Here is a 24,707-nt window from a genome sequence, read left to right on the forward strand (position 1 = left end):
AACTAATAAAACGTAATAATATAGCTATAACTACAATTAAAGCGATTAATAATACTTTTTTAAAGCTTTTCTACTCTAGTTCTTCACCTCTGTCTTGACTATTAAATGGTCAACTTTCTCTTATCGAGATCGTTTAAACGTTCATCAGACTATTCAAAGGGTATTCTAAGCAGCTTATATTAAAGCTCTACTTAGTTAAGAATTTACTGCAGTAAAAGAACGGATTGTAAGACATTTCGAAGAACAAGAGCACAGTATGGAGATATACTAGGTGACGATATTAATCGTTTTTAAAGAATACGAAGCCAAACAAAACAAGCTGGCATTTTAAATGCGCAGCTTGTTTTGTTTTCAGGGTATAAGATATTTGTACAAAATTGGAAATAAGAACGGGCATCTTTACTACTATTGTGTTCCTGTTTGTAAATTTTATTTCTAACATAAAAAGCTAAATGAACATATCTTTAATGTTAAAAGTGTATTTATCCGGTAATTTGTCAGCTCTCCTTGAAATCTCTGCTCTTTGGCTCTTTCTCCCCTTAATAACAACTGAATCTTTTTTTATACTTATGCTTCCAAAGCTATACGGGCACCAAAACAAATTAATATCATCTATTTTTGTAGTTTTAACAAAGTTAGAATTAAGGTCTGTAACACGTAGTTTAAATGGAGCGTTTGTAAGATGAGATTTAGGAACTGTATAAATGACCTCGGCTAAATACTTCTCATTTTGTTTCGCAAAGTATGTGAGCTCAATGTCGATACCTTCTTCTTTTATTTTTCCAATAACAGATTCTATTTTATGCTCTTCTAAGTAATCAAACTCCGTAATGCTTCTTAGTGCGGAAACTACGCTATTAAACATCATATTTGATTTAGTTTCGTTATCACTTGTCACATATTTTTAGTATCTATTATCGAAAATGCATCTTTTCCATGGGGATTTGGAGTAAATTCTTGTTTTGCTTCTACTAATGTGTCCGCTAAATGTATAAAGATATGACTATAACCCGGCAGCATCACTTCTGATTTTCTAAGAAGGTTACTGAAAATTTCAGTGTATATAAAGATGTAATCGGGTTCTGTTTCCTCCATAGGAGCAGAAATACTAATTGTTATTAACGGCTTTGTTAGCGGTTTTGGATTAGACAAAGATCTTTTCATTGAAAGGTCAGCTAGTTTAGCCCAGTTATTTTGAACTGTTTGCTTTTGCTTCTTGAAATATGTCTTTAGCTCCTTGAGTGTACGTGGTGCATTTTTTATCGATTGTTGAAATTCTAATAGAAGCTTGTCTTCACTAAAGTCGAGTTCTGACTTTAGTTTTATAGTTTTAACTAACATAATAGCCTCTTCAACTCTATGTAGGCCTGTTAAGAAATCCACTATTAAGATTTTTGTTATTGTTAAAATTTCCAGGCAACTCAATTTCGGCTATATTTTCATAGAGAACACGTAATTTGTACTTCTTCTTAGAGGTAGGATTGTTTATAAAACGGATCAAAATGCACTCAAATGTGCTTCCATGGAACTCTCCTATTAAATGTTCATTTAAAAAAGTATCTAATAATTGCAAGGAAAAGTTATTTTCTTCTTTCGTTTTAAAATCCTTATACTCAATCAAAAATCTCATTGGAATCACCTTGAAATATACAGTATATTTTTACTATACATTATATTTTAAAAAGCAGTCAACGCAAAGCATACAGCCAGTAAAGGGCAGTTTTATACAGGATCAATCAAACTTCACTTCTAGACAGAGGTTATTCACCTGGACACATTGAGATAGAATTTGATTCTGTTCCTGTTCCTGTTCCCTATATTAAGGAGCTATACAATATAAAGAAGGAAGAGAAAAATATCTAAGGTATCTTAATCTTTTGTTCTTTTATTATAAAATAATTATTTGAAGTTCGCGTTCAGTTTCCTTCTGCCGCTTTTCAAAAACAATAAAAAAGGCAGCAGCTCATAAGTTGAGCTGCTGCCTTTTATTTATAGAAACACAGAAAGAACCTTTTAACGATACCAAATCGTTTTATCTTGATATGGAATACGTTTTGATGAAGCTTCTTTATTAGGATGTCCGACGTAAATTAAGCCTAAGAGCTTATCGTCTTCTTCTAGAGATAAAAAGTCATTCAGTTCTGTCTGATAGACAATTTCACCGGTTCTCCAAATTGTAGCCAAACCTTGTTCTTCCGCTACTAATAGCATATTTTGTATGCCTGCTGCTACGGCAGAGATTTCTTCAATTTCAGGCACTTTTCCAGAAGGACTTACTGCTACAGCAATAATGACAGGAGCGCGAAGCGGTCCTTTTTTTGCTTTTGTTGTTTTTTTCAACGCTTCTTCTTCACTTAAGTGAGCAGTTTTTTGCTTCATAATACGTTCCATTTCGTCTCCTAAACGAACGCGTGAATCCCCTGTAAACACGCGGAACTTCCAAGGCTCTGTCTTTTTATGGTTAGGAGCCCAAGTGCCGGCTTCTAACATAAGGTTAATAGCATCTTCTGATACGTCTTTGTCTTGCATGGCCCCAATCGTCCTTCTGGCTTTAATAATATCTAATACGCTCATGCTTTCTGTCTCCTTTTCTACCTTCAATTTATTAGTATAGGTATGTATATATTATATATCTTATATATAGAATAATTGAAAATCATTCTCATCGTCAATTGTTTTGCCCTTATTCGGGTCGCGATAAATATGCCAATTTTTTAAGCGTGTTTGTTTTTTTAGCAGTTTTTCTTTTAATTACTTGGCAGTTCCGGTAAATAAAAAACGATTTGGAACATAGAGTCCAAATCGTTTTTTTATCTTATACCCAGCCGCGGAAACGAGAAGCTTCAGCTGATTTCTTGATTCCTGCCATGTAAGCAGCAAGTCTCATATCTACGTCATTTTCTTGAGAGATTTGATAGACCGTTTCAAATGAATCCACCATTACTTTACGTAATTTGTAAGCTACTTCCTCTTCAGACCAGTAGTAGCCTTGATTATTTTGCACCCATTCGAAGTATGAAACCGTTACGCCTCCAGCACTCGCTAAAATATCTGGCACTAAAAGTACGCCTTTTTCATCTAAAATGCGCGTAGCTTCAAGCGTAGTCGGTCCATTCGCTGCTTCTACTACAATAGAAGCTTTGATGCGATGAGCGTTTCGAACCGTAATTTGATTCGAAATGGCTGCGGGCACTAAAATATCACATTCTTTTTCTAATAGTTCTTCGTTTGTCATCACATTGGTAAATAAATTCGTTACGGTACCAAAACTGTCGCGTCGATCAAGCAGGTAATCAATATCAAGACCAAGCGGATCATAAAGAGCTCCGTATGCATCTGAAACGCCAATTACTTTTGCTCCTGCATCATGCATGAACTTAGCGAGAAAACTGCCGGCATTTCCGAAGCCTTGAATAATAATTCGCGCTTCTTGCAAGTTAAGGTTTTTCTTCTTAACAGCTTCTTCTATACAAATGGTTACTCCTTTAGCCGTTGCAGTTTCGCGTCCTTGAGATCCTCCGAGTACGATAGGTTTTCCGGTAATAAAACCAGGAGAATCGAACTCACGCAGTCGGCTATATTCATCCATCATCCACGCCATAATTTGAGAGTTTGTATAGACATCCGGTGCAGGAATATCTTTAGTAGGCCCAACTATTTGACTGATGGCTCTTACATAGCCGCGGCTGAGTCGTTCTAGTTCACCAAAAGACATGTTTCTTGGGTCACATACAATTCCGCCTTTACCACCGCCGTACGGAAGGTCGACAATTCCGCATTTTAAGCTCATCCAAATGGATAATGCCTTCACTTCCTCTTCATTTACTTCAGGATGAAAACGTACTCCTCCTTTAGTAGGCCCGACAGCATCATTATGCTGAGAGCGGTAGCCGGTGAATACTTTTACCGATCCGTTATCCATTTTAACCGGAATGCGAACCGTCATCATGCGCAGCGGTTCTTTCAATAAATGGTATACTTCTTCACCATAGCCTAGCTTTTGAAGCGCTTCTTGAATAACCGTTTGAGTAGATAAAAATAAATTAAGTGATTCCTGTTCTTGCTGCTGTTCTTTTTTTAATTCACTAGCTGTTTTTGTAATGGACATTCTGTTCACCCCATATTAATCATTGAATTTTCTCAACGATTTAACATGCAATTCCTGTGCCAATTTCTGCTGCTTAACAACGCTTTTATATTATAAATAATCTGTATTAGCAAGCCTTATATTCCCTGCATAGGCTGATATTAGTATATACTTAAAGAAATAAGACAAACTATTTATACTGCAAAGGAGGAAAGTGCTATGTTACATGAAAGAAAAGAACAAGAGCAAAACAATCACTGTATAGAATGCTGTTCCATCTGCGGAGAAAGGCTAACATCTTTTCAAGAAAAAGAAATATTCACATGCGACAGCTGCTTTGAACAAAAAGTCAACGATGTGCTTTCTGAGCTGTAATCAGATACTCTATTTTTCGGAAACAGGTGTCACAATATTAAAGTTTGGATCGACAGAATCCTGACAAGACAAAAAGAAATCCCATTTTGATTTATCTCCTTGAACAAATATGACCGAGCTATAAGAGTGATCATTTGTAGTTGTGAGTCGATATAAGGTATCTTGCCACATCGTTACCGTCACCTCAGCTTTCTTTCGCGTATCTCCGAGATACCTAAAGATTCCATGCTTAAGTTCTGTGAGAGCTACTTCATTAAGATCTGGTATTACAAACAATATACGATAGTTACATGCACCTGCCTTTAATCCATCTACGCGAATGCTAAATAGTTCTAAAATATTTTTTAAAGGAAGTGTATCCCATACTTCTTTTGTGATAATGTTGGCAGGCAGCGGTATATTACCTAAACGAAGTTCTTTGGCTCCTGTTAAATATTCATTTCGCCAAGGGCCAGATTCCGCTATATACCCTAATTGTTCAAGCGCGTCTGCACATAAAAGTTTTGCCTTTACATGGTGAGGAGCAGCATAAATAACTTGTTTGGTCACTTCAGCTACCCATTGATAGTCGCCTTGTTGAAAACAGCGCTGCGCTTTTTTGACAATGTTGTCCGCTCCACCCATATACTCTACATACTTCTTAGCTGACTCTTCAGGAAACAGTTTATTTAAATCTACAGGATTGCTGTTATACCAGCCCATATAGCGCTGATAAACCGCTTTTGCGTTGTGGTTAACCGTTCCATAAAAACCGTTGGTATACCACTCGTGAGATAGGCTTTCTGGCAGCTTCATCATTCGGCCGACGTGATCAATGGTATATCCTTGATTCATGAGCCTTAATGTTTGATCATGAATATATTGATAAACATCTCGTTGATTTTCGATATAGGTAATACACGACTCGTTTCCGAACCTTGGCCAATTATGTACCCCAAATACAGTTGTTAGTTCTTGGCCAAATAAATCGATTGCTTGCTGCAAGTATCTTGCCCATGCTGCTGCGTCTCTTACTTTTGCTCCTCTGAGCGTATAGAGGGTGTGCTGAGTGGCCGTACAGTTTTCTGCAATACACAGAGACTTTTCACTAGGAATATAGATGTTCATTTCAGCAGGCGCTTCCGTTCCGGGCGTAAGCTGAAACTGAAATGAAACGCCGTCAATTTCTTTACTTACATAAGAATGATGTTGGGAAGGGCGAATTTCTTCTATTCCTTTAATAAGCGTAATTGTTCCAAACGAAATTTCTTTTCCGATACCGTTGTCAATTAAGCCTTTTTCATCGCGTCGCAGTCGAATACCGTACATGTATTGACTTCTTCGTGTCATTGCTGTTGCCGCCGTGACGTTTTCATCGATAACTGCGTCCATAAACCCAGCAGGAGCATAAACTTTACTATTTTTATTTTGTGTTGAGTCAGGTAATATCCCTAGAACTCCGCCGTAATGGTCTATATGCGAATGAGAGAAGATAACGGCTTTGATAGAGTGTTTACCGCAGTGCTGGTTTACTAGTTTAAGCGCTTCTTCTGCTGTTTCTTTTGACGTCAAGCAATCAATAACAATCCATCCCGTTTTCCCTTTAACAAATGTAATATTAGCTATATCAAAGTCTCTTACTTGAAAGATATTTTCAGTTACTTGATATAAGCCGGCTTGTACATTTAATTTTCCTTGTTCCCACAGTTTAGGGTGGACAGTAGCAGGTGTAGATTGTTCAAATAAAAAAGCGTACTTTCTTAAATCCCATACAGGATACAGCTGATTTTTTTTGAAAATCAGAGGAAAAGGTACGCGTACAAGAGCTTGGTAATCCGCAAGATTTTGTTCTACTTTCACTTGTTCCCAGTCTATGTTTTTATAAGTCTCAGCATTAGTCGCTGCAGTCTTTTGAGTAGCATCTTTTCTGTGAATCGTTAACTCCTGTTCATAATCAAACAGCATAACCCCCTCCTTTTTATTACTTTATGCGTAAAAATAAGACGAAGTACAAAAAGGGAGGGAAAAATAGAGTCAATAAAAAAGAAGATGCGCTTAGCACGCATCTTCTTTTTATACTGAATGTTATGTTTGAATAGTCGAGTATTCTGTCTGAATTAGACAGCCTAGCACTTAGTATAACGATTGTTTACCAGTGTGCCTTTTGTAATCAAAACAAATCTTCCTTCTAAGGTGCTCAATACGTTTCTTGAAGTCGCTGTAAAACAATGCATGTGTACAGTCTCTCCTTTCTTGTATTGGCCTTACATAGAATGTATACCCTCGAAAAAATAATTGAAACCTAATTGGGATATTTTTCCAAAAAATAATAATTCCATTATGGTTAGGCTCTTTTGTCACTATTTTTTCACCCAGTTGTCATTATCATCTTTTTTGTACTTCGTTTTCACCGCTTTCCAAGCAACTTTGTGAGCGGTAGCTTCTTCTTGGTATTCGTCACTTGCTGAATTGAATGCTTCTTTATAAATTTCCTGAGCGTGATGAGGAAGATTATCTCTTACTCCATCCGGCAGTTCTTTTAATGAATTGTAAGGCATGATAGTATTCCTCCTTGAAAACATCTTTTACTACTGATTTACCTGTTTTTAAATAACATAAACATTTAATAAATATAGTCCCTATACAAGTCGGACTGAGTGACCTTTTTATAAGCGAGTCCGTGTTTTTTAGCAAGGGCTTTTACTTCATCTACACAGCTTTGAGCGCTTCTTGGGGACACGTAAATTTCATTGATAAGCTGATGTAAATTACATGTAAGGAGGTTACCATGCTCATGAGAAAACTCATACGATCTTTTTTCAAGGATATCCATTCGTTTTTGCCATTGATTTGCGGAAATACCTTGAATTTCGAATAGCTTTTGCAGTTTCCAAGCGTGTATACGGCTTGCTACAATAACAAGCCTCAATTCATTTTCATGCTGATAGGATTTACGCTTGTAAAATAACGTGTCATATACAGAGTGACTGACCATTTCTTTTTGGAAGTCTATGTACTGCACTTTGCCAGAGAAGATTTTATAGCGTAAATCTTTAATACTGCACAATAAATTTTCATAGGTGGTTTTAATAGCTACGCCATCATTCCCCTTTAAATATAGATCCCACATTCCAGCGGCTTCGTAATCATTGATATGCCAGGATGAAACAGCAGAAAATTCATGGATTTTTCTTATATAGGTTCTAGAGGTACGGTTATGACGTTCGCCTTTTTTTCTTAACTCTTCTATGTTCCACATTGAAGAGCATCCTTCAAGGGGGTCCGAAAATGCATCAGGTTTTGCGAAAAAAAGCGCATTGGTTTCCAGTAAATCTTGAAAATCAGACAGCGGCATAAATCGCCACACCGTCGGATTATTGTGCAACTTATACCGTTCATCATAATCGTCATAGCTAGATTCGAATCTTTTGGCATATTCGTAAGCTTTATCTCTATAAGCTAAATCCATTGATTTTCCTCCTCTGAATGCATATTCATACTTGAATTATAGCACTTAATTGTTGTAATTTTCAAAATTATCCACCTGTATTAAGACAGTTCTGTTATCAGAAAAGAAGACACGCCTCAACATCTACAGCGTGTCTTCTTATTTAATGAAATGAATGTTTTGCTTAACACTTTCACTTTCTGGCTGATTTAATTCCAATAAATAAATTTCATCCGCTCGAAAATCAGTATTCTTCATTTCTTTTTTTAAGGTACGAATAAAGGCAGCTGAACTTTTTCCGTAGGCTTCAAAATAATGAAACGTGTGTACAACAAATAGAATCGATGCTCCACTGTAATCTTTTTTGCTCTTTTTTTGGATGTTTTCTAGCACTTTTTCTATATACTCTTCTACAGAACCTTCCGTCTGGATACGGGGTAGAGCAAAATTTCCTGAATTCATCCTCTGTGCATCTTCAAATTCCAGTTTCCCATCTTTGTAAGAAGTAATTTCAATTCGTTTTTCAGTACCATCCGGCTGAAGAATTAATCCGTCGTATCCTTGACTTCCAATAATAAGCTTCAATTTTGAATTCCTCGGACAATAGGAAGATTGGCTGAAGCAATAAAGCGGATAAAACTCTTCAAAAAACTTTTTGAAACGCCCTTTTTTAAGTCGAGCTAATTTTATATATTCTCTGTTTTGATGAATCATTTGCTGCGTATGTTCAAAATACTGCTTCATTTCTTCTTGCGTCCTGTACACATCAAGATCTTTAAATAATTCATCCATCTTTTTCACCTTCAATCCCACCAACTAAAAAAGTCTTCTTACTTAGTAGATACATATTCATAAATGTGTGTGACAATTTTCTTTTTTTAAAGATATAGCTTTTTTAAAACAAAACGTGCACACTTTTCATTTTTTTGCATATCCTGTTATTCGTGCGTTCAATCATGAGCGTAAATTTCAGCCTTTAGTTGTAAAAGATGAACCGCAAAGTTACAGCTGATGGCGGATGATATGCTGCTGATTATTTCATAAACTATAACAAACAGGAAACTTAACAATAATTGAGGTGTTGAAAATGTTTGATAATGATTATGTAGTTAAAACCATTCACGATTTATATGTAAAACATACAGAAAGCAAATTAAAAGTCTTCTTAACTTATTTTTGTCATAAAAGATAACATGTATTTATAGACGGTAATATATAGTCAGTTGTTACTTGGAGTTTTTTATAGGAAGAAGAGTTTGATACAAATAAAAAGGAATAGTGGGTAATCCACTACTCCTTTTTTTACTATACTTGCAATTCCCCAATAAGTTCAGCAATAATTTTAATGCTTCTATCGATATCTGGTAAAGAAGCATAGGCGTAAGAAAGGCGAAGATAACTGCCGGTTTCTTGTGCATAGATACTTCCGGAATTAAGCAATATTCCTCTTTTTAAAGCACGAGAGTATAAAGATTTCATTGAAATAGAAGGTTGAATATGCACCCATATAAAAAAGCCTCCTTCAGGATTCGTCCATGTCGCTACATCTCCTGCATATGTTTCTAAAGCATTCAGCATAACTTTTCTTCTTGTTCGCAATTCGGTTCGTACCGTTTCCATATGCTGTTGATATAAGCCATTTTTAAACCATTCTGCTGCTACTCTTTGAGACAATGAGCTGGATCCATAATCTGTTTGCATTTTAATATCCGCCAAACGCTCAATGACTGGTTCTGGGCCGACTATCCATCCGATACGTAATCCTGGGCTTAATGTTTTAGAAAGACTGCTAACATATAACACGTGTCCATTTTTATCTAAAGCCTTTAATGGCAACGGAGGCTGTTTATTTAGCCATAATTCGCGGTATAAATCATCTTCAATAATAGGAAGCTGATGTTCCTCACATTCTTTCAGCAAAACGTAACGCCTTTTTGAGGACATTAATGTTCCCGTTGGGTTATGGAAACATGGATTTGTATATAAAATAGCTTGCCCTTCTTGAGGATCGGCGCATTTTATAGCTGTTACTTTTATTCCTTCCTCATCCATAGCAAGACCTTTGAGTTTCATTCCGGCTGATTGAAATACATGTAAGGAGTATAGATAAGAAGGTTTTTCTAGCAAAACCGAAGAGTTCTTTTGCAGCAGTCCAATTGAAATAAGCTGAAGAGCTTGAAGAGCGCCGGAAACAATTAAAATAGAATCTGGAGAAGATTCAATCCCCATTGTTTTCATATACGCACTTAACTCTTTTCGTAAAGGAAAATACCCCTTTGGTTCTTCGTATCCCAGAACCTCCATGTTTTTTGCTACCTTTTCCATAGCATATTTCATTTTATCTTTAGGGAATATGTCAGGTGAAAGCTCTCCTTTGCTTAATTGAATAAGATTTGAGTTAAATTCGGATTCATTAATATCTTGTACCATTGCTTGACTCGGACGATGCATACCTGATTTCACATGAACATTCCAATCAGGCGGAGTCGTAGCCAAAAGCGTCCATGTATTATTTATAACGATTGTTCCCTTTCCCATCTTACCTTCAATTAAACCGTCCGCTGTTAACTCCTCTAATGCCGTGATGACCGTACTTCGGTTAACATCGAACATAGCAGCAAGCTTTCGCTGACTAGGAATTTTACTTCCAATCGGCCATTCTCCACGCGCAATTTTCTCTTTCATAAAATCAATGATTTGCTTGTATTTTGGATAACTCGAACTGTTCTCTTGATTCATACACTTACTCCTGTTTTTAAAGTGGTTGGGTTAATTGCTTTTAAACTGGTTGAAGACATTTTATCAAATGTTTATTAACATGGGAACCACAATAGATACTGGTTGGATTCAAAATAAAAAATGGAGATGAATAGCATGAAATTAACGTTTAGTTTGGTGTTCTTACATATACTGATGATTAGCTTATGGGCTTCAGCATTTCCAGTTATTCAAATAGGGCTGGAATCGTTTTCTCCTCAGCACCTCGCTTTTGTTCGGTTAAGTATTGCTTCTGTAGTGCTGTTAGTTATTGCAATAGCCACACACATGCGCTTGCCTGATATAAAAGATATTCCATTTCTTTTAGCACTCGGTTTTTTAGGTTTTACCGTATATCACACGGCATTAAACATTGGGGAAAAAACGGTGAGTGCGGGTATTGCGAGTTTACTGGTCTCGACTACTCCTATTTTTTCTTCGCTTTTAGCTATTTTTCTTTTTCAGGAGGATTTCGGAAAAAGAAAATGGGTTGGATCTGCAGTAAGCTTTGCAGGTGTTGCACTTTTAACCTTCAGCAAAGAGAATTTTGTACACTCAGTTAATGGAATCTTACTGATTCTGCTAGCTGCCCTTGCAGAAAGCATCTATATAGTATGTCAAAAAAATTTATTGAAAAAGTATGGTTTCCTTTCTTTTGTGACGTACAGTATTTGGGGAGCTACAATTTCTATGCTTGTTTTTTTACCTGGGTTAGAAACGGAACTTGCACATATCTCTGTCAGATCAGCAATAAGCGTGATATATTTAGGATTATTTCCAACCGTTATTCCCTATATGGTACTCGCTTATCTGACATCGCGTATAGGTTCTGCTGAGGCTGCCATTTCTCTTTACTTAACTCCTGCGCTGTCCTTTTTCTTAGCGTGGCTGCTTTTAAAAGATATCCCGAGTGCAGCTTCCATTGTTGGAAGCATCATTACGTTATGCGGCGTGTTGCTTACACATAGTAAAAGAAAAGTAGTGGTAAAAGAGACAAAGTTCACAATGCAAAGGTAATGTGTATGTTTTAAGGAATTCTCTTAGATGCTATGTGTTTTATTTATATATTTTATTTAGAACATACTTTAATTTCTTCTTTTTGCAGTTTAATTAATAATTAATAAAAAAGCACCTTTCTTTAATTAAGATTTAAAGAAAGGCGCTGCTTTTTTATGTAGTTTCTAATTCTGCTTTTATTTTCCCAGCCACTGCGTGAGTCAGCTGCTGAAGATCGTAAATCTCTTCTCCTGAAAGTACTACATGTCCGTTTAAAACATGGTTATGTTTATATACTCGATACGTCACTTCAATACTTTTTATCGCACGCTCTACTTCGTCATTCACCATAATGCTTTCGTAGTGGTAGGACAGTGTTTCAATTCGAATCTGCGTATTTTTCATATTCATTCACCCTCCATGAGCTGTTGACTAAAAATATGACTGCTACAGGTGAACTATACATAGAATCTTTTTAGTTACCACTTCTTTTATTATTTAGAACATATTTTAATTACTTAATTGATGTCTGCTATCTTTTTTATTAAATCCCAAGACAAAATCCCACTCCGAAGAGCGGGGTTTTATTGTTTATAATACCAGCCTTTTTTATCTAAAAACTGCTTAACTTTTACAAAATCTAGTCCAGCTGCTGTGATTTCAGCTGATGGATTACCTATTGCATTTACATGTAATTCACTGTCAATTCCTTCATTTTTTAAGAAAGCACGGAATTCCGCTTCCATGTCTTTACTTAATCCACCTGTTTTAATTGTAACTGAGATAGGTTCTACATCTTTTATTTGCACAAATCCACCTGGCACAGCCCATGCTGCATACGTATAGCCATATACGCTAAATATCGTATCTTTTTTTATAGTTCTGAAATTCTCTGTTACATTCGCATACTTATAGACCTCAATATCCTTCTTCGCCTTTACTTGGAAAGAATATTTATCTCCCAGTGAAGTAACCTTCGGTAATGATTCTTCTATAGGATTACTTATACCTTTAAGCAATTCCATCATTTTAGCCAATGTTTTTTCATCAGCTTTTCCAGTTGACGTTAATCCATACTTTTCTTGAAAAGCTTTAACAGCTGCAGTAGTTTCATTTCCATATTGACCATCGGTTCCGTGTTGAGAAAGGTCAAATCCTAATTTAGTTAAATTTTGCTGCAGTTCTTTTACAGCTAGTCCGCTATCACCTTGCTGTAATTGTGCTGATGGCTTATTATTTTCCACCACCGTAACACCTGTATTAATACTATTAAAGAAATCGAGATCCATTTCGTTAATATCAACATTTCCGTTAATTCCTTTTACCTTTCCTTGATCTGTATATTGGAACATAGTCCATCTATTCCAAATCGCTGTATTCCCCGGATTAGCAAACCCCTCAGAACGGTTACTTCCACTGTACCGGGCTACCCATAGCGGATATTTTGCTACAGCGCTTGTAAAGTTGGATTTAATAAAACTATATCCCGTGTAAAGAATAGGTGTGATGCTTGTTTTCTTTTCAATATACTCCATCCATCTAACTGCAAAGGCTGTGACCTGCGCTTTTGTTTTCCCTTTGTTTTCTTCCAAATCTAAGCAATGAGGCAAATCAACCTTCATGCTGCCCAACTTATTTAAAAAGAAATTAACTTCTGCAATAGGATCATTATCAGCATGAGCAAAGTGATAAAAGCCTACACGTAAACCTGCATTTTTCGCTCCTATATAATTATCGTATGATTTTTTATCTAAGAAGGTTGTGCCTTCTGTTAATTTAATATACGCGCCTTTTACACCATCCGAAGCCACTTTTGCCCAATCAATTGTTCCATTGTGATGAGAAACATCAATGACCTTAATATTTTGATTATTACGGTTTTGCATTGCTATCACTCCTTCATACAAACTATGAATAAAAAAGGAAATGGAAACTGATACAGGCCTATTAAATAGATATTAGGCTTTATAAAAAACCGTACAATAACAAGGGCTTTTGATAGCCTTACCTTATTATAAGAAATGAATTTGCGCAATTTTATAAAGTGAGGAGAGCTATATTCGTTTATACTAATAAGATAAATCTTATATTTCACATGCTTATAATGTGTATTAAACCATAAGTGTTTGATGTTTAATGACCTTAAAAAGACTAGTTATTTTATACTGGTATGCAATGATAATGATTAATAAATAATTTGTGGTCATTTATGTGGTCAGTGATCAATTTTTATTGGCCACTTTCTTTTATACAACTAGCACCTGTATTATAGATTTTGTTAGCATGTGCAGCAATTAAATAAATACATAAGCTATAATCGTTTTTGTCAATCAACTAATACTTTCGTATATTTTAAATATTTCCTTTCTCATAAAAAGAGAAGCCCCTTATAAATATAAGAAGCTTCTCTTTTATTGTTTTTTCTTATTCATTATGCATGGCTACGATTGCCAGGACGTACTCTTCTCATAATAAAACTTACAATTAACACTAAAATAATGGAACCGATAATAGCAGGTATAATGGCAAATCCACCAATATCTGGTCCCCATTCTCCAAAGATAAGTCCGCCTAACCATGCGCCAATAAAACCCGCAATAATATTTCCAATAATACCTCCTGGAACATTGCGCCCTGTAATTAAACCCGCTAACCAACCAATAATGCCCCCAACAATTAGCATCCATATGAATGACATAAATAATAACCTCCTTTTTAAAATTACATCCATTAACTACATGTGCATATAAAATGCACTGTTACCATAATTAAAGTCATCGTTAGTCATTAACTTATATCGTAGGGAAAGTATGATTATCTTAAACCATTGTTCATTTGGCTTCTACTCGTCATTGTTTTCATGGCTGGTGCTGCCGTCTTATTTCCATTCCCTCTTATTATCCAAATGGCAAGAGTCCCAATTCCTATACCTAAAAGTGACAGTAACACGCCTCTGTTATTATTTCTCTTTCCAAACATCTCATTAAAATTAAATAAAGAAGTTAACCCCTGGAAGCTGTTCATTATACGAATACCTCTTTGATATTTGTTTGAAAGAAAATGCTCTTCCAACGCCTTTATCTTTTGACAACTTTATTTATATATACTGGAAAAATGATACTACTCCCTTTCATTTTCAAATTATTCCCTGTAATTGTTTTTGAAAATAATGTGGATTTTAAAAGGTATACGAATATTACAAGGAGTGAAGACAAGATGAAGAAAAGAAAATATTTATTGGGTCTCCTATCAACAATTTTATCTGTAGGATTCCTTTTTGGTTGTAACGATAAAAAGGATGAAGCTGAACCCGATCCAACTGAAGAACCTTCTGAACAAAGAGCAGAGAATGCTCGTAACAACAATGGTCCACTAAACGTTGGATATGATCCTAATGGGGATGATAATGATAATGACAATAATCAAACAAGATTAGAAGTAGCTGATGAGGCTGCAGATCGTATTGCTAAATTAGACGAAGTAGACAGTGCGAATGTGATTGTTACAAACCGAAATGCCTACGTGGCTGTTGTTTTAAAGAATGGAGCAAACAGAGAAGTAACCGATCGTTTAAAAAAGAAGATTTCAGATCAAGTTAAAGCTACAGATCGGGATATTCGAAATGTATATGTGTCATCCGATCCTGATTTTGTGAATCGTATGGAAGGATACGGAAACCGGATTAATGAAGGCGCGTCAAGAGATGGTCTATTTGAAGACTTTACTGAAACTGTTCGAAGAGTATTTCCTAACAATCGTTAAATTAAAAGGATGATGCATAGCAAGTCAATTACTATGTTCTAGAAAAGAGAAACCTCCTTGGATTATAAGGAGGTTTCATCTATGTTTAGCCATCTCCACTTAAGAGGGATTTTTTATTATATATTTTTTTATACCGCAATTTGCACATTTACATAAGACAATATTTGCTTATTTAGTCTTCATCACGGTCTGCTCTAAATGCATCATCAGATACTGAATTTAATTGATGATTAAGCACTTCGTAATTATCATGTTTTACCTTGTTTGTCATAGTAGCTTCACTAGAAACATTAGTTTTTTGTTTAGTATCAGCATTTCCACTAACTCCAAAACCAACATTGTTATCTGTCATAAAGATTCACCCCTTAATTATATTGTGTAGAGGTTATCTAAATAAATAACAGGGAGTAAGAGGAAATTATTAAATATTCTTTTTCATACCACAATTGGTACATTCACGCAGAAACCTACCGCCGTCCACGCTGCTTTTAATACAAGGGCTAACTATACTAACAACTCTTCTTTTTGTTTTCATATAAAAATTTTGATTCTATCTCTGAAATTAATTTTCCAAGGCCTTGTTTGCTTAATATTAATTTCCCATTCAAAAACTCAAGATTATCTTCTGATTCTTCACCAGTCACTAAACATCTCTTAACAACATTGGTTTTAATAACAATTTTTTTCATTACAATAGTATCTCTTCGCTTATGTATTTCTAAATAGTCATTTTCTTTTAATGATAATTTCCCTCTTATTTGTTTTGGAATAACAACATATCCATTTTGATGTATATGTCGTCTAATCGGTTCCAATCCGTTAACAGTTCCTAAAGAATCAAACTTTCTTACCACAATATCTGCATTATGTATAAAGAACTCTATACTTGGGTTATTCTTACTAGGGTTTAATAAAGTAATAAATTCATCCGATAATTGAATCTTTCCTGACTTCTGAACTCTTACTTTAAGATTCATATACGACCCTTCCTTCATTAAAGTAAACATTCAACATCATATAATAAAAAGGGTTTAGATAACAAATACTATTCTTCATACCACACTTCGTACATTCATGCAGGAACTTATCACCAACCAATTTCTTTTCCACATCTAATACATCTCCCAGAAGAAATTTCTATTTTATGCTGATTCTTAACCTTACACTTGAAGATTTTTTTAAAAAACTCTACCACTTTAAATTCTCCTTTTACCAGGTAAACAAGCTGTCATAGTCATTTGACCTTAGACCTTTGGTTTTACATCTGAGTCTTTCGATTAGTTTGCCTGTATTTTATTGTTATTATTTTACATTTAATTATATAATTAGAAATATATGAATTTTTTACATAAATCAGTATAGTTGATAAATAAGAAAAGTTCACTAGGTCTTACGAGTTATTTTACATATAAATCCATCTAATGACTAAGACATAATTAAATAACAATTACGTTCCAATCAAGGGTAAAAAGATACATCCCAAATTACTTATTTTTATAATTATAAAAAAGACCCCTACTCTAATGAGCAGGGGCCTTACCTTATCTGTCACCAAACAGAAAAGGATTTGCTAAGGGGATTGTTTGCTATCAGGGGAGATAACAAAGGGTCTCGACAACATTACATTGTCAAACAGTAAAGTAAGGATAGTGAAATAACTATCGTTATAAAGTGTACTCCTGTAAAATACAGCTGTCCACAATTCTGCTTCAGATGTTCTTCTTCATTCCACAATTCGTACATTCACGTAAAAATGGAGATTTGTATATCATATACATCTTCATTTATTGCAATATATGAATTAAAATAAACATTCCAATAAACAATAAAGAAAGCTCATTGCTAACGTTACATCTAAAACAGGATATATAATAAAGTAAAGAGCTATTGGAGGGTGAGTAGTGATGATACAACGAGATAAAAGACCAAACTTTAAGATTTTAGGCATTCTTCGGTTTATCTTAAATACAGCATTGATTTTACTAGCTGTTACTTTATCCGTTTTGCTTGCTAAAGAAATCTTTCATTTTATTCATTTTTCTATTTTCAACCGAGGGGTTGAGACTCACTACAAAGTTCTTGAAAGTATCTTAGTTTTCTTTTTGTACTTTGAATTCATTGCAATGATCGTAAAATATTTTCAGGAGAATTATCACTTCCCTCTACGCTATTTTCTTTATATTGGCATTACAGCATTGATCCGTCTGGTTATTGTGGAGCACGATAACCCGGTTACTACACTTTTGCATACTTTCGCTATTCTTGTGTTAACTATCAGTTACGCTATTATAAAGTTTTCGTCGAAACAAAAGGAGAAACTATAATTACGCCTTGTTAAAATAATACTAATAAATTAGCACCCCTCTTAACTCAAGCTATTAGGAATTTAAATTCATCGTCACTTCCAAAGGAAAAATTTTCCGAGTTAATGTATTTTAGGGAAGATGCCAAAGCCTTTATTAATATTTAATATAACGAACGAATATGACGTAAACGAAAAAACCTGATACTCCTAAGAGAGTACAGGTTTTTCTAATTAGATATTCTTTTTCATCCCACAATTTATACATTCGCGTAGAAATTTACCGCCCCCTACGCTACTTTTGAATTTAACACTACCGCAGTAATCACACCGCCCAGCAATTTTATCCGGTAAGTCTTTATATTCATAAATTTTATTTAAATCAATATTTGCGTACTTATCTTCTAATTTTCCCATTATGGCTCCCTCACATTCTTATCTATAATACCATTATGGACAAATAAAAAAGCCCCTACTCATAAGAGCAGGAGCTTTAATCAATAACCTTTAGATTTCAAAACAGCTTGTAATTTACTCTTAGTGTTTGGTCCATAAATTCCATCAACCGCATAAGGAAGATAAACTTTTTGAAAACGTGTTACCGCATCTGTTGTTTTAGCTCCATAGATTCCATCTGCTGCACCACACTTAAAATACACAGCATTTAAAGCCTCCTGAAGCTGTTTGATTGCGCTCTTATCCGTTGAACCTACCTTAAGTACCCCTGAAGGAAGAGGATATTTATATTCTGACTGATCTTTTTTAGACGTTTCTGGAGTTGGTGTATAAGTATTCTTTGCGGTACCGAATTTAATTGTTTGACCAATTTTTAATTGAGATGGTTTTACATCTGGATTAGCCGCAATTAAATCCTCTACAGTAATACCTTCCTTTCCATCTTTTAAAGCAATAGACCAGAATGTATCTCCTTCTTGAATTGTATATAAGCCAGGTACTGGATCAGGTTGTTTAGCTTCTGGAAACATATCAGATAGTACATCTTTAAATGCCTTATTGTAATCAAATACGCAGCATGCTTTCCAGCTATACCCGGGCATTTCGCTATGCGCTTTGTCATACTTACCAATTCCATCAGCTATTAAAGCTTTATGCAAGTCAATAATAGAACGAATAGTTGCCTCACTAAGCTTATCCGCACGATAATCCCCGATAACACAGATACCAAGTCCAATGCTGTTGCTATTTCCAACGTGATAGCTTTTCTTAGAAATATCCACGCAATAATAAATAGTCGCTTTTCCACCCATAACATGCTTAGGATCAATGATTAGATGGTATGCAATTTCTGGCCAGCCGTTTGTTCGTACATGAAAGTCAGCAAATGATTCAATTTTAGAGCCTCCAGCTGATAACTTAGTTAAGGAGTGGTGCCATACACGCGTAGTAATGGAATTCACACCATTTTTACGTTTACTATAAGAACCTTTATGAATTAACTTGCCTCGTTTATCAACTAACTGTGGTAACTTTTGAAATACGTACATTTTCATCTTCCTCTCGAATTTTTTATATAAAAAAGCCACTGCATAAACAGTGACTTATTTATCCATCCTTTCACGAATATCCTGAATCTCTTCTTGCATTCCACTGACACTTTGTTCAATCTGCTTTAGCGTATCAGTCGTGCGCTCGACATGACTCATGAGCCTATCTTCACGTTCTTTTGATTCTTTAATTGTTTTAAAGAAAAGCCAAATAAACAATGCCGCATAAGGACCTTGTTGAGCAATTGTATTTAATACTGGATCCATTCTTCCCCACCCTTTTATAAAATAAAAAAGAGCCTAAGCCCTCTTATTTCTCTATTTAGACATAAAAAATAACGATGCATCAGCACCGTTTATCGTTGAATATTATTTAGTTTAGTAAAATACGTGACCATCCGAATAACGAAATCCAAAGAGGAATGCTAAGCAAGATTCCCCATAGTAACCCCTTAAACACATTACCTTGTTCAATAATCATGTTATTCCTCCATTTTTATGAATTGTTTTTATGAAAGCGTTATCATTTGTTATATATTTCTCTTTCTACTCTCATAAACCCTTTTTTATCCATAAAAAATAACGCCCTAAGCGTTTGAGTTACACTAAAATACAACCCTCATATTCGGGTAAGGATTTTACCAGTTCATAGGCTTTGTTAATAATTTGAGACAACAAAATACCTTCATTTTCAATAAAGAACTGATGCTTTCTTGTTGCTAAAGGGTTCATTCCCTCTTCTTTCGATGTTTGATTGGTATAAATAAAGACCGTACACTCAAGTAAAGACGTCTCGTTATTATTTCCACTTAATGTGTAAGATTCAATGGAATGATATGCATCTTGGATGGTAAGACCAACTCCCGACAGCTCAATAGGTCCTTGTAAAGCCATATACATTCTCCTTTCACGATTTGGTTATAGTCATATACGTATCAGTTGTATTTTCTTCGATCGTCACAGCGTCAGGTGAAATGATATAAATTTCTACTTGATCATAGGCATTTAATTTAACAGGAACTCCTCCTCCTAGAAAAGCTCCAGATCCTGCACCTATTCGTGCCTCTGCAACTCCATTCACATAAAGCATCAAAGAGCGTTCTTGGTTAGAGGGAGTGGTTAATCTAGCATGCGCTCGCACATTATATACACCAGCTTGTTTAGGTATAAATTTATAAGTGTTTGTATCGTACTCTTCCCTGAAATCATTAATTCTGTTGTTAAAAATCACTTTATTTATTCCAGAGGCTACTTGTTGTACCCCTTGTCTTTTGGCTCTGACAAACGTAATATCTTCTAATGCATCAGTCAAAACACCACTTGGCAGAGTCGGTATAAGTGGTTGATCCGAATACCATGCATAGTACGCACCAGTTTCATTTGATACAACGTGGTAAGGGTTTAAAAAAATTTGGTCAAAGGCATTGTTAATCTTCATATAAAGTTCAACTCGTGTTGCTTCGGCATCATTTTGGATAGTTACTGCTTTGATTTGATCTGGAGAGATATTCGCATAATCTTTAATCTTTAGCTGGATGATAGGAGGTGCCCCCATCACGCCTTGTTGCTTTACACGTAGAAATAAATGTCCTCTCTGTGAGGTGGTATATCCACTGTTCCCAGACATAAACACCGAGCGAGCAATTGCGTATTTATATTGTTGCGTTAGATGAACAACACCTATTTTCGCCCAGTAATATTGTGTGTTTGGCTTAGATTCAATTGTGTGAAACCCTTCTGTCTTTGTATAAAAAGGATGAGCATTTTCATCATCAAGATGCTCTGTATTAAGCACCGGACGTCCGTTTAAAAACAGGGTTTCTTTATTGTAAACCGCCATTTAGATCCCCTCCTTTTGTATGCCCAATCCAATCAGCGAACACTTGTGCAGATGGTAAGTTTTCAAATCTAAAAGCGTCAGTTGTACTAAATGCTAGCCGCCACCAAAAGAAACCTTTTAACCAACTCACTTGGCTAGTCCATATTCGAAATATAGCATCCACGTATAATGCTTGCTCATTATAATCGACGGTAGAGCTAATGTTGTAATTTGCTGGATCTTGAGTGGAGCCTTTAAAAACCGTACAACCAATCTCTGTAAACAAGACTGGTTTACCATGTACCTTTTGCCAGGTAGTTAATTTGCGAATATAATCCTGCCCCTCTGAACTCTTTGTCCATGCAGCTCCTACTGTAGAAGTGCTAGGAGTGATATCTGGAAGTGTAAGCTTGAAATACACATCTAACCCTGCATAATCTAAAAGCCCCCAAAAAGGAACGACTAAGTATTCTTCTTGATCTTTACTACTCATGGCAGTAGCTGCATACGTAAGTTTATTTTGATAAGCAGAACGAATAGATTGAATAACGTTTGTCCAATTAGATTGATAAATTACCTTTGTCATATTCTTTAATTCTGTACCGATACAAAATAATTCAACATTTTCATTTTGAGCTATTTGTGCATAGTGCAGAATAAATTGCTGATAGGAAGCAAACCAAGCAGTCGTATCAACTGGGTTAATTTCTCCACGCCATGTACCATCATTACAATCCACATGAGGCTTTAACATAACTTTTAATCCTTTGCCCTTCGCTTGACGAATAATAGCTAAGACATCCTCATCTGGCACCGTTTTAGTTGCATCACGTTGAATAACAGTTGACGTCTTTGTATCTTGAAACCATGTAACAACAATCGCTACACTATCCATAGAAATTTGTTGAACGTAATTCAATAGATCCGTTGCACGGGTACTTTGATATTGTCCTGGGACAATAGAGGTCATATTAGCTCCATTGTATTCAAAGGCATCTGCCTCTACAATTTCACCATTTAAGTTATTAGTATTTACTTTTTGGAATTCATCAACTGAAACTCCATTTTGCTGTAACTCTTCTAACGATTTATACGTTCTATTAAAAAACCAATTGAGCCATTCTGCAGGTGGACGATTAAGAGCCCCCCATCCCTGATCTTTTACCGTACTAGGAGGCTCTTGACCACTATTTTTCCACTCTGGAAGTGGAGCATTAAATCCCATCTTGTTTCACTCCTCTCTATAAAGGCACACTTGTTTCTTTATCTGGAACAATATATGCCCCTAACGTTCCTCCTTCAGTTGGAGTATCAATACTTGACAATCCATTAGGACCATTAGGATTCAATGTAAATTCTTCTACCGAAGATAATTCGAAGGTACCATCCATTTGTACAGATTGTACCTGTACACCTGCCGAAACAGTCGATTGTACAATGTTCGTAAAGGTATAAGGCGTCAATCCAGCAGCGTAAATCGTATCTATCGGTGCATTGGTCATATAAACAGCTGCAGGCTCATCAGCTGAACGTAATTGAAATTCGTTAGGATCACAGTTTAATGTTTGCGCTAATACCTCAATAACTTTGTTGAATGTGCCATCTGATCTGTCACGAGCAATTTTACTTTTAATAAGAGACCGATAGACGGCATCGGTTGTCTTACCCCGTTTTTGCCCTACATCGTTTCCTATCAGATCAAGGTTTTTTCCTTGTGCATTATTTAAATCACGCCATTCCTCAATACGTGTAAAGGTTTCCTTTAGCTGATTGATTTCATCATCCAGTAAAGAGAATATTTTTCCTAAATTTGAATTCTCACTTTTAACAAAGGCATCGGAGAGTTTGGAAAACCAATCTTTTATCAACTTACGCTCACCTCAATTAAATCTCCACTTGTTCTCGCAATCTCGTAACTTTGTAAAGTTAAGTTGCTCATTTTATAACCTTCGTTATTCTTAGCAATCTGAATCGTTACATCATCTATACCAGGCGTTTCATAAACAAAACTAAATAACTGTGAATATACGATTTTTTCTCCTAACGCTAAACCTGCCCAATCTGTATCAGCTGCATCCCTTCCCCCTATATGTTGAATAAGCGTCTGTTTAATAGTGGCTATGCCGTCACTTGGAAAGCTCGTATCAGACTGAACATTAATTTTTATCTTAATTTGGACTTCAACAGCATAATCAAATCTAACTATGTGTTCATTCCCACTAATATCTATTACAACGACTTCTTCAGAACCGATCGTATCAATCCCGGCTGCCACACAATTAAAAAGTGTCTCAGCTACATCTTCACGATTCCCACCTAATACATAGGCATGAACAACAGGATTGACACTTAATACACTAGAAGAGCGAACACCAGCTGTATCATTTAAACGGGCAATAATTGAATTAACAGTGGTATTTCCTTCAATAGCTGGTGATTTAATAAGGCGATCACGAAGTTCTGTATCAGTCTCCACGTCTCTTCCACCAGTGGCGGCCAAAAGATTTGTTACCGTATAAATATTTTCTGTAGGTTCTGCCTGTAATGTAATGGTCTCTGCAGCAACGTTAGTATGAATACCCTTCTCAACCGAGACAGCTTCACCACTGCCTTTTCCTGTCTCATCTAGCGTTACATTTTCTATGAGATAAAAATAAATAAATTTATCTGTTGCAAATTGAGTCTGTTCTTGAATCGTTGTATTTGGCACGCCTGTAAAAGTTAGTTCTACATGAGATTCTGATTCTTGATCACGACTCATCGTTTTGTTAGCAGCTAAGCGATCAAGTTGCACACCTTCAGCTTTACTAGAATATCCACTGTTATAAACCATTTCTGCTAATTCCCATAGAGGAGCTAAAAAGAAAGCAAAGATCATGATTAAAATACCAAATGGACTTTTAGCTGAAATGTTAACGTCATTGCCGAATTTCTCTTTAAATTTAGTTTCTAAGTCTGCTTTTAAATCTTGATATGTCTTACGTTTAAATCCTGTTTTATCAAGCATTTAACACCACCTCGTCGATGGTTATTTCGTCTTGTTTTTGAATAGTTAGCGATATTTTAAGGGTACGCCCTTCTTTAACAAAAGAAATATTCGTTACAGCACCTATACGATCATCTTTAGAAAGAGCTTCAATAATGTCATCTCTTATCTCTGCTTCACTAGCACCTTTACCCAATAAATTGTCATAAGATAAGCCATACTCAGGATCTAAAAAGAACTCACCTTTCCGTGTCCTTAATATGGATTGAACGGATTGAATGAGTTCTTCATCACCTGATATCATGATTAAATTCCCATTTTCCACAACTAAATCACCGCCTTCAAGCTTCGGTGAAATCATACCTTAAACCTCCCAACAATAACTGCATCATTCATGCTATGCATTCTGGAAAACTGCGGATCAAATGGTTCAGACCCTAAGTAATCTAGAGCATAATCAGCAAAACTAACATACACCATATCACCAACTGCTATAGGTCTGTTATATTCAACATGCTCCAAGATATAAGCATCTAGTACTAAAGCATGCTCCTCTCCATTTTCTTTAAATAGAGGTTTAATATCAGCTGTAGATCCATGAACATCTGTAACCCTAGCAGGAGCTGCTACATGAATGTTCGCTTTAATTGCTTGAGCAAAGTTTAAAAAGAAATTTGTATCATTAGCCATT

At 35.6% G+C, this 24,707-nt stretch carries 31 protein-coding genes and 1 riboswitch; of the genes, 4 read left to right on the forward strand and 27 right to left on the reverse strand.

Annotated features, from left to right (window positions below):
- Positions 1 to 448: 448 nt before the first annotated feature.
- The 5 genes from LAV82_RS17790 to LAV82_RS17810 form a co-directional block, all read right to left on the reverse strand.
- On the reverse strand, positions 449 to 898 hold the full coding sequence (locus tag LAV82_RS17790; protein ID WP_499716605.1) for a hypothetical protein: 450 nt from the start codon (positions 896 to 898) through the stop codon (positions 449 to 451).
- Positions 895 to 1,341 (reverse strand): hypothetical protein, encoded by a 447-nt coding sequence (locus tag LAV82_RS17795; RefSeq protein WP_499716606.1) that lies wholly within the window; start codon positions 1,339 to 1,341, stop codon positions 895 to 897. Before LAV82_RS17795 ends, LAV82_RS17790 begins: the two co-directional genes overlap by 4 nt.
- Positions 1,342 to 1,357: 16 nt before the next feature.
- Positions 1,358 to 1,630, reverse strand: a complete 273-nt coding sequence (locus LAV82_RS17800; RefSeq protein ID WP_499716607.1) for a hypothetical protein — start codon at positions 1,628 to 1,630, stop codon at positions 1,358 to 1,360.
- A 383-nt stretch (positions 1,631 to 2,013) separates the two neighbouring features.
- On the reverse strand, positions 2,014 to 2,574 hold the full coding sequence (locus LAV82_RS17805) for a nitroreductase family protein (protein ID WP_499716608.1): 561 nt from the start codon (positions 2,572 to 2,574) through the stop codon (positions 2,014 to 2,016).
- A gap of 241 nt (positions 2,575 to 2,815) precedes the next feature.
- A complete protein-coding gene (locus LAV82_RS17810; protein ID WP_499716609.1) occupies positions 2,816 to 4,108 on the reverse strand; it encodes a Glu/Leu/Phe/Val family dehydrogenase in 1,293 nt (430 codons plus the stop codon).
- Positions 4,109 to 4,306: 198 nt separating this feature from the next.
- Between LAV82_RS17810 and LAV82_RS17815 the strand changes: the two genes are divergently transcribed.
- A complete protein-coding gene (locus tag LAV82_RS17815; protein WP_211079654.1) occupies positions 4,307 to 4,462 on the forward strand; it encodes a hypothetical protein in 156 nt (51 codons plus the stop codon).
- Between the two features lie 9 nt (positions 4,463 to 4,471).
- Here the strand turns inward: LAV82_RS17815 and LAV82_RS17820 are convergent, their stop codons facing one another.
- The 5 genes from LAV82_RS17820 to pdxR all read right to left on the reverse strand — a co-directional run bounded on the left by LAV82_RS17820 (position 4,472) and on the right by pdxR (position 10,628).
- Positions 4,472 to 6,406, reverse strand: a complete 1,935-nt coding sequence (locus tag LAV82_RS17820; protein WP_499716610.1) for an alkyl/aryl-sulfatase — start codon at positions 6,404 to 6,406, stop codon at positions 4,472 to 4,474.
- A 395-nt stretch (positions 6,407 to 6,801) separates the two neighbouring features.
- Positions 6,802 to 6,999 (reverse strand): ChaB family protein, encoded by a 198-nt coding sequence (locus LAV82_RS17825; protein ID WP_499716611.1) that lies wholly within the window; start codon positions 6,997 to 6,999, stop codon positions 6,802 to 6,804.
- A 65-nt stretch (positions 7,000 to 7,064) separates the two neighbouring features.
- Positions 7,065 to 7,910, reverse strand: coding sequence for a DUF2971 domain-containing protein (locus LAV82_RS17830; protein WP_013057130.1), 846 nt, complete (start codon positions 7,908 to 7,910; stop codon positions 7,065 to 7,067).
- Positions 7,911 to 8,048: 138 nt separating this feature from the next.
- Complete coding sequence (locus LAV82_RS17835) at positions 8,049 to 8,681, reverse strand: hypothetical protein (protein WP_499716612.1); 633 nt, start codon at positions 8,679 to 8,681, stop codon at positions 8,049 to 8,051.
- 513 nt (positions 8,682 to 9,194) lie between these two features.
- Positions 9,195 to 10,628 carry a MocR-like pyridoxine biosynthesis transcription factor PdxR gene (gene pdxR, locus LAV82_RS17840; RefSeq protein ID WP_211079650.1) on the reverse strand — a complete coding sequence of 478 codons (1,434 nt, stop codon included), beginning with the start codon at positions 10,626 to 10,628 and terminating at the stop codon, positions 9,195 to 9,197.
- 135 nt (positions 10,629 to 10,763) lie between these two features.
- Between pdxR and LAV82_RS17845 the strand changes: the two genes are divergently transcribed.
- On the forward strand, positions 10,764 to 11,663 hold the full coding sequence (locus LAV82_RS17845) for a DMT family transporter (RefSeq protein WP_499716613.1): 900 nt from the start codon (positions 10,764 to 10,766) through the stop codon (positions 11,661 to 11,663).
- Positions 11,664 to 11,816: 153 nt separating this feature from the next.
- Here the strand turns inward: LAV82_RS17845 and LAV82_RS17850 are convergent, their stop codons facing one another.
- The 4 genes from LAV82_RS17850 to LAV82_RS17865 form a co-directional block, all read right to left on the reverse strand.
- Positions 11,817 to 12,047 (reverse strand): hypothetical protein, encoded by a 231-nt coding sequence (locus LAV82_RS17850; protein WP_223268904.1) that lies wholly within the window; start codon positions 12,045 to 12,047, stop codon positions 11,817 to 11,819.
- A 179-nt stretch (positions 12,048 to 12,226) separates the two neighbouring features.
- Positions 12,227 to 13,528: a GH25 family lysozyme gene (locus LAV82_RS17855; protein WP_499716614.1), complete on the reverse strand. Its 1,302-nt coding sequence runs from the start codon at positions 13,526 to 13,528 to the stop codon at positions 12,227 to 12,229.
- A gap of 545 nt (positions 13,529 to 14,073) precedes the next feature.
- The gene (locus LAV82_RS17860; RefSeq protein WP_280159749.1) at positions 14,074 to 14,340 is read right to left on the reverse strand and encodes a GlsB/YeaQ/YmgE family stress response membrane protein; all 267 of its coding nucleotides are present in this window, start codon (positions 14,338 to 14,340) and stop codon (positions 14,074 to 14,076) included.
- 116 nt (positions 14,341 to 14,456) lie between these two features.
- Positions 14,457 to 14,666: a hypothetical protein gene (locus LAV82_RS17865; protein WP_499716615.1), complete on the reverse strand. Its 210-nt coding sequence runs from the start codon at positions 14,664 to 14,666 to the stop codon at positions 14,457 to 14,459.
- 192 nt (positions 14,667 to 14,858) lie between these two features.
- On the opposite strand from LAV82_RS17865, the gene LAV82_RS17870 reads away from it, so the two are divergent.
- A complete protein-coding gene (locus tag LAV82_RS17870) occupies positions 14,859 to 15,404 on the forward strand; it encodes a YhcN/YlaJ family sporulation lipoprotein (RefSeq protein ID WP_499716616.1) in 546 nt (181 codons plus the stop codon).
- 172 nt (positions 15,405 to 15,576) lie between these two features.
- On the opposite strand, the gene LAV82_RS17875 is transcribed toward LAV82_RS17870, so the two are convergent.
- The 3 genes from LAV82_RS17875 to LAV82_RS17885 form a co-directional block, all read right to left on the reverse strand.
- Positions 15,577 to 15,756: a hypothetical protein gene (locus LAV82_RS17875; protein ID WP_499716617.1), complete on the reverse strand. Its 180-nt coding sequence runs from the start codon at positions 15,754 to 15,756 to the stop codon at positions 15,577 to 15,579.
- Between the two features lie 69 nt (positions 15,757 to 15,825).
- A complete protein-coding gene (locus LAV82_RS17880; protein WP_474327641.1) occupies positions 15,826 to 15,939 on the reverse strand; it encodes a DUF8096 family protein in 114 nt (37 codons plus the stop codon).
- Positions 15,914 to 16,381, reverse strand: a complete 468-nt coding sequence (locus LAV82_RS17885; protein ID WP_195780061.1) for an AbrB/MazE/SpoVT family DNA-binding domain-containing protein — start codon at positions 16,379 to 16,381, stop codon at positions 15,914 to 15,916. The genes LAV82_RS17880 and LAV82_RS17885 overlap by 26 nt, the downstream gene beginning before the upstream one ends.
- A 235-nt stretch (positions 16,382 to 16,616) precedes the next feature.
- Positions 16,617 to 16,701, reverse strand: a riboswitch (cyclic di-GMP riboswitch).
- 607 nt (positions 16,702 to 17,308) lie between these two features.
- On the opposite strand from LAV82_RS17885, the gene psiE reads away from it, so the two are divergent.
- A complete protein-coding gene (psiE, locus tag LAV82_RS17890) occupies positions 17,309 to 17,728 on the forward strand; it encodes a phosphate-starvation-inducible protein PsiE (RefSeq protein WP_499716838.1) in 420 nt (139 codons plus the stop codon).
- A 212-nt stretch (positions 17,729 to 17,940) separates the two neighbouring features.
- On the opposite strand, the gene LAV82_RS17895 is transcribed toward psiE, so the two are convergent.
- The 10 genes from LAV82_RS17895 to LAV82_RS17940 all read right to left on the reverse strand — a co-directional run bounded on the left by LAV82_RS17895 (position 17,941) and on the right by LAV82_RS17940 (position 24,706).
- On the reverse strand, positions 17,941 to 18,123 hold the full coding sequence (locus LAV82_RS17895; protein ID WP_499716618.1) for a DUF8096 family protein: 183 nt from the start codon (positions 18,121 to 18,123) through the stop codon (positions 17,941 to 17,943).
- Positions 18,124 to 18,203: 80 nt separating this feature from the next.
- Entirely contained in the window at positions 18,204 to 19,211 is a 1,008-nt protein-coding gene (locus LAV82_RS17900) for a peptidoglycan-binding protein (RefSeq protein ID WP_499716619.1), read from the reverse strand.
- A gap of 54 nt (positions 19,212 to 19,265) precedes the next feature.
- Positions 19,266 to 19,478, reverse strand: coding sequence for a BhlA/UviB family holin-like peptide (locus LAV82_RS17905; RefSeq protein ID WP_499716620.1), 213 nt, complete (start codon positions 19,476 to 19,478; stop codon positions 19,266 to 19,268).
- Positions 19,479 to 19,811: 333 nt separating this feature from the next.
- Positions 19,812 to 20,105 (reverse strand): hypothetical protein, encoded by a 294-nt coding sequence (locus tag LAV82_RS17910; RefSeq protein ID WP_474327629.1) that lies wholly within the window; start codon positions 20,103 to 20,105, stop codon positions 19,812 to 19,814.
- Positions 20,106 to 20,118: 13 nt separating this feature from the next.
- Positions 20,119 to 21,051 (reverse strand): hypothetical protein, encoded by a 933-nt coding sequence (locus tag LAV82_RS17915; RefSeq protein ID WP_499716621.1) that lies wholly within the window; start codon positions 21,049 to 21,051, stop codon positions 20,119 to 20,121.
- Positions 21,035 to 22,255, reverse strand: coding sequence for a glycoside hydrolase family 113 (locus LAV82_RS17920; RefSeq protein WP_499716622.1), 1,221 nt, complete (start codon positions 22,253 to 22,255; stop codon positions 21,035 to 21,037). Before LAV82_RS17920 ends, LAV82_RS17915 begins: the two co-directional genes overlap by 17 nt.
- Positions 22,256 to 22,271: 16 nt before the next feature.
- Positions 22,272 to 22,898, reverse strand: coding sequence for a hypothetical protein (locus LAV82_RS17925; RefSeq protein WP_474327623.1), 627 nt, complete (start codon positions 22,896 to 22,898; stop codon positions 22,272 to 22,274).
- Positions 22,895 to 24,037 (reverse strand): baseplate J/gp47 family protein, encoded by a 1,143-nt coding sequence (locus LAV82_RS17930; protein WP_499716623.1) that lies wholly within the window; start codon positions 24,035 to 24,037, stop codon positions 22,895 to 22,897. Before LAV82_RS17930 ends, LAV82_RS17925 begins: the two co-directional genes overlap by 4 nt.
- Positions 24,030 to 24,377, reverse strand: coding sequence for a DUF2634 domain-containing protein (locus LAV82_RS17935; RefSeq protein ID WP_499716624.1), 348 nt, complete (start codon positions 24,375 to 24,377; stop codon positions 24,030 to 24,032). Before LAV82_RS17935 ends, LAV82_RS17930 begins: the two co-directional genes overlap by 8 nt.
- Positions 24,374 to 24,706, reverse strand: coding sequence for a Gp138 family membrane-puncturing spike protein (locus tag LAV82_RS17940; RefSeq protein WP_499716625.1), 333 nt, complete (start codon positions 24,704 to 24,706; stop codon positions 24,374 to 24,376). The genes LAV82_RS17935 and LAV82_RS17940 overlap by 4 nt, the downstream gene beginning before the upstream one ends.
- Between the last annotated feature and the right edge of the window lies 1 nt (position 24,707).

The sequence above is a fragment of the Bacillus sp. ILBB4 genome (genome assembly GCF_035064545.1).
GTDB lineage: Bacteria > Bacillota > Bacilli > Bacillales > Bacillaceae_H > Priestia.

Excerpts from the sequence above, each read along its gene's own strand:
- LAV82_RS17805 (WP_499716608.1), bottom strand. The coding sequence starts at position 2,574 with ATGAGCGTATTAGATATTATTAAAGCCAGAAGGACGATTGGGGCCATG.
- LAV82_RS17810 (WP_499716609.1), bottom strand. The coding sequence starts at position 4,108 with ATGTCCATTACAAAAACAGCTAGTGAATTAAAAAAAGAACAGCAGCAA.
- LAV82_RS17880 (WP_474327641.1), bottom strand. The coding sequence starts at position 15,939 with ATGAAAACAAAAAGAAGAGTTGTTAGTATAGTTAGCCCTTGTATTAAA.
- LAV82_RS17905 (WP_499716620.1), bottom strand. The coding sequence starts at position 19,478 with ATGGATCCAGTATTAAATACAATTGCTCAACAAGGTCCTTATGCGGCA.
- LAV82_RS17910 (WP_474327629.1), bottom strand. The coding sequence starts at position 20,105 with ATGGCTTTACAAGGACCTATTGAGCTGTCGGGAGTTGGTCTTACCATC.
- LAV82_RS17895 (WP_499716618.1), bottom strand. The coding sequence starts at position 18,123 with ATGGGAAAATTAGAAGATAAGTACGCAAATATTGATTTAAATAAAATT.
- LAV82_RS17800 (WP_499716607.1), bottom strand. The coding sequence starts at position 1,630 with ATGAGATTTTTGATTGAGTATAAGGATTTTAAAACGAAAGAAGAAAAT.
- LAV82_RS17835 (WP_499716612.1), bottom strand. The coding sequence starts at position 8,681 with ATGGATGAATTATTTAAAGATCTTGATGTGTACAGGACGCAAGAAGAA.
- LAV82_RS17795 (WP_499716606.1), bottom strand. The coding sequence starts at position 1,341 with ATGTTAGTTAAAACTATAAAACTAAAGTCAGAACTCGACTTTAGTGAA.
- LAV82_RS17860 (WP_280159749.1), bottom strand. The coding sequence starts at position 14,340 with ATGTCATTCATATGGATGCTAATTGTTGGGGGCATTATTGGTTGGTTA.
- LAV82_RS17900 (WP_499716619.1), bottom strand. The coding sequence starts at position 19,211 with ATGTACGTATTTCAAAAGTTACCACAGTTAGTTGATAAACGAGGCAAG.
- LAV82_RS17825 (WP_499716611.1), bottom strand. The coding sequence starts at position 6,999 with ATGCCTTACAATTCATTAAAAGAACTGCCGGATGGAGTAAGAGATAAT.
- LAV82_RS17815 (WP_211079654.1), top strand. The coding sequence starts at position 4,307 with ATGTTACATGAAAGAAAAGAACAAGAGCAAAACAATCACTGTATAGAA.
- LAV82_RS17930 (WP_499716623.1), bottom strand. The coding sequence starts at position 24,037 with ATGCTTGATAAAACAGGATTTAAACGTAAGACATATCAAGATTTAAAA.
- LAV82_RS17865 (WP_499716615.1), bottom strand. The coding sequence starts at position 14,666 with ATGAACAGCTTCCAGGGGTTAACTTCTTTATTTAATTTTAATGAGATG.
- LAV82_RS17830 (WP_013057130.1), bottom strand. The coding sequence starts at position 7,910 with ATGGATTTAGCTTATAGAGATAAAGCTTACGAATATGCCAAAAGATTC.
- LAV82_RS17885 (WP_195780061.1), bottom strand. The coding sequence starts at position 16,381 with ATGAATCTTAAAGTAAGAGTTCAGAAGTCAGGAAAGATTCAATTATCG.
- pdxR (WP_211079650.1), bottom strand. The coding sequence starts at position 10,628 with ATGAATCAAGAGAACAGTTCGAGTTATCCAAAATACAAGCAAATCATT.
- LAV82_RS17940 (WP_499716625.1), bottom strand. The coding sequence starts at position 24,706 with ATGGCTAATGATACAAATTTCTTTTTAAACTTTGCTCAAGCAATTAAA.
- LAV82_RS17850 (WP_223268904.1), bottom strand. The coding sequence starts at position 12,047 with ATGAAAAATACGCAGATTCGAATTGAAACACTGTCCTACCACTACGAA.
- LAV82_RS17820 (WP_499716610.1), bottom strand. The coding sequence starts at position 6,406 with ATGCTGTTTGATTATGAACAGGAGTTAACGATTCACAGAAAAGATGCT.
- LAV82_RS17845 (WP_499716613.1), top strand. The coding sequence starts at position 10,764 with ATGAAATTAACGTTTAGTTTGGTGTTCTTACATATACTGATGATTAGC.
- LAV82_RS17875 (WP_499716617.1), bottom strand. The coding sequence starts at position 15,756 with ATGACAGATAACAATGTTGGTTTTGGAGTTAGTGGAAATGCTGATACT.
- LAV82_RS17935 (WP_499716624.1), bottom strand. The coding sequence starts at position 24,377 with ATGATTTCACCGAAGCTTGAAGGCGGTGATTTAGTTGTGGAAAATGGG.
- LAV82_RS17855 (WP_499716614.1), bottom strand. The coding sequence starts at position 13,528 with ATGCAAAACCGTAATAATCAAAATATTAAGGTCATTGATGTTTCTCAT.
- LAV82_RS17915 (WP_499716621.1), bottom strand. The coding sequence starts at position 21,051 with ATGGCGGTTTACAATAAAGAAACCCTGTTTTTAAACGGACGTCCGGTG.
- LAV82_RS17870 (WP_499716616.1), top strand. The coding sequence starts at position 14,859 with ATGAAGAAAAGAAAATATTTATTGGGTCTCCTATCAACAATTTTATCT.
- psiE (WP_499716838.1), top strand. The coding sequence starts at position 17,309 with ATGATACAACGAGATAAAAGACCAAACTTTAAGATTTTAGGCATTCTT.
- LAV82_RS17920 (WP_499716622.1), bottom strand. The coding sequence starts at position 22,255 with ATGGGATTTAATGCTCCACTTCCAGAGTGGAAAAATAGTGGTCAAGAG.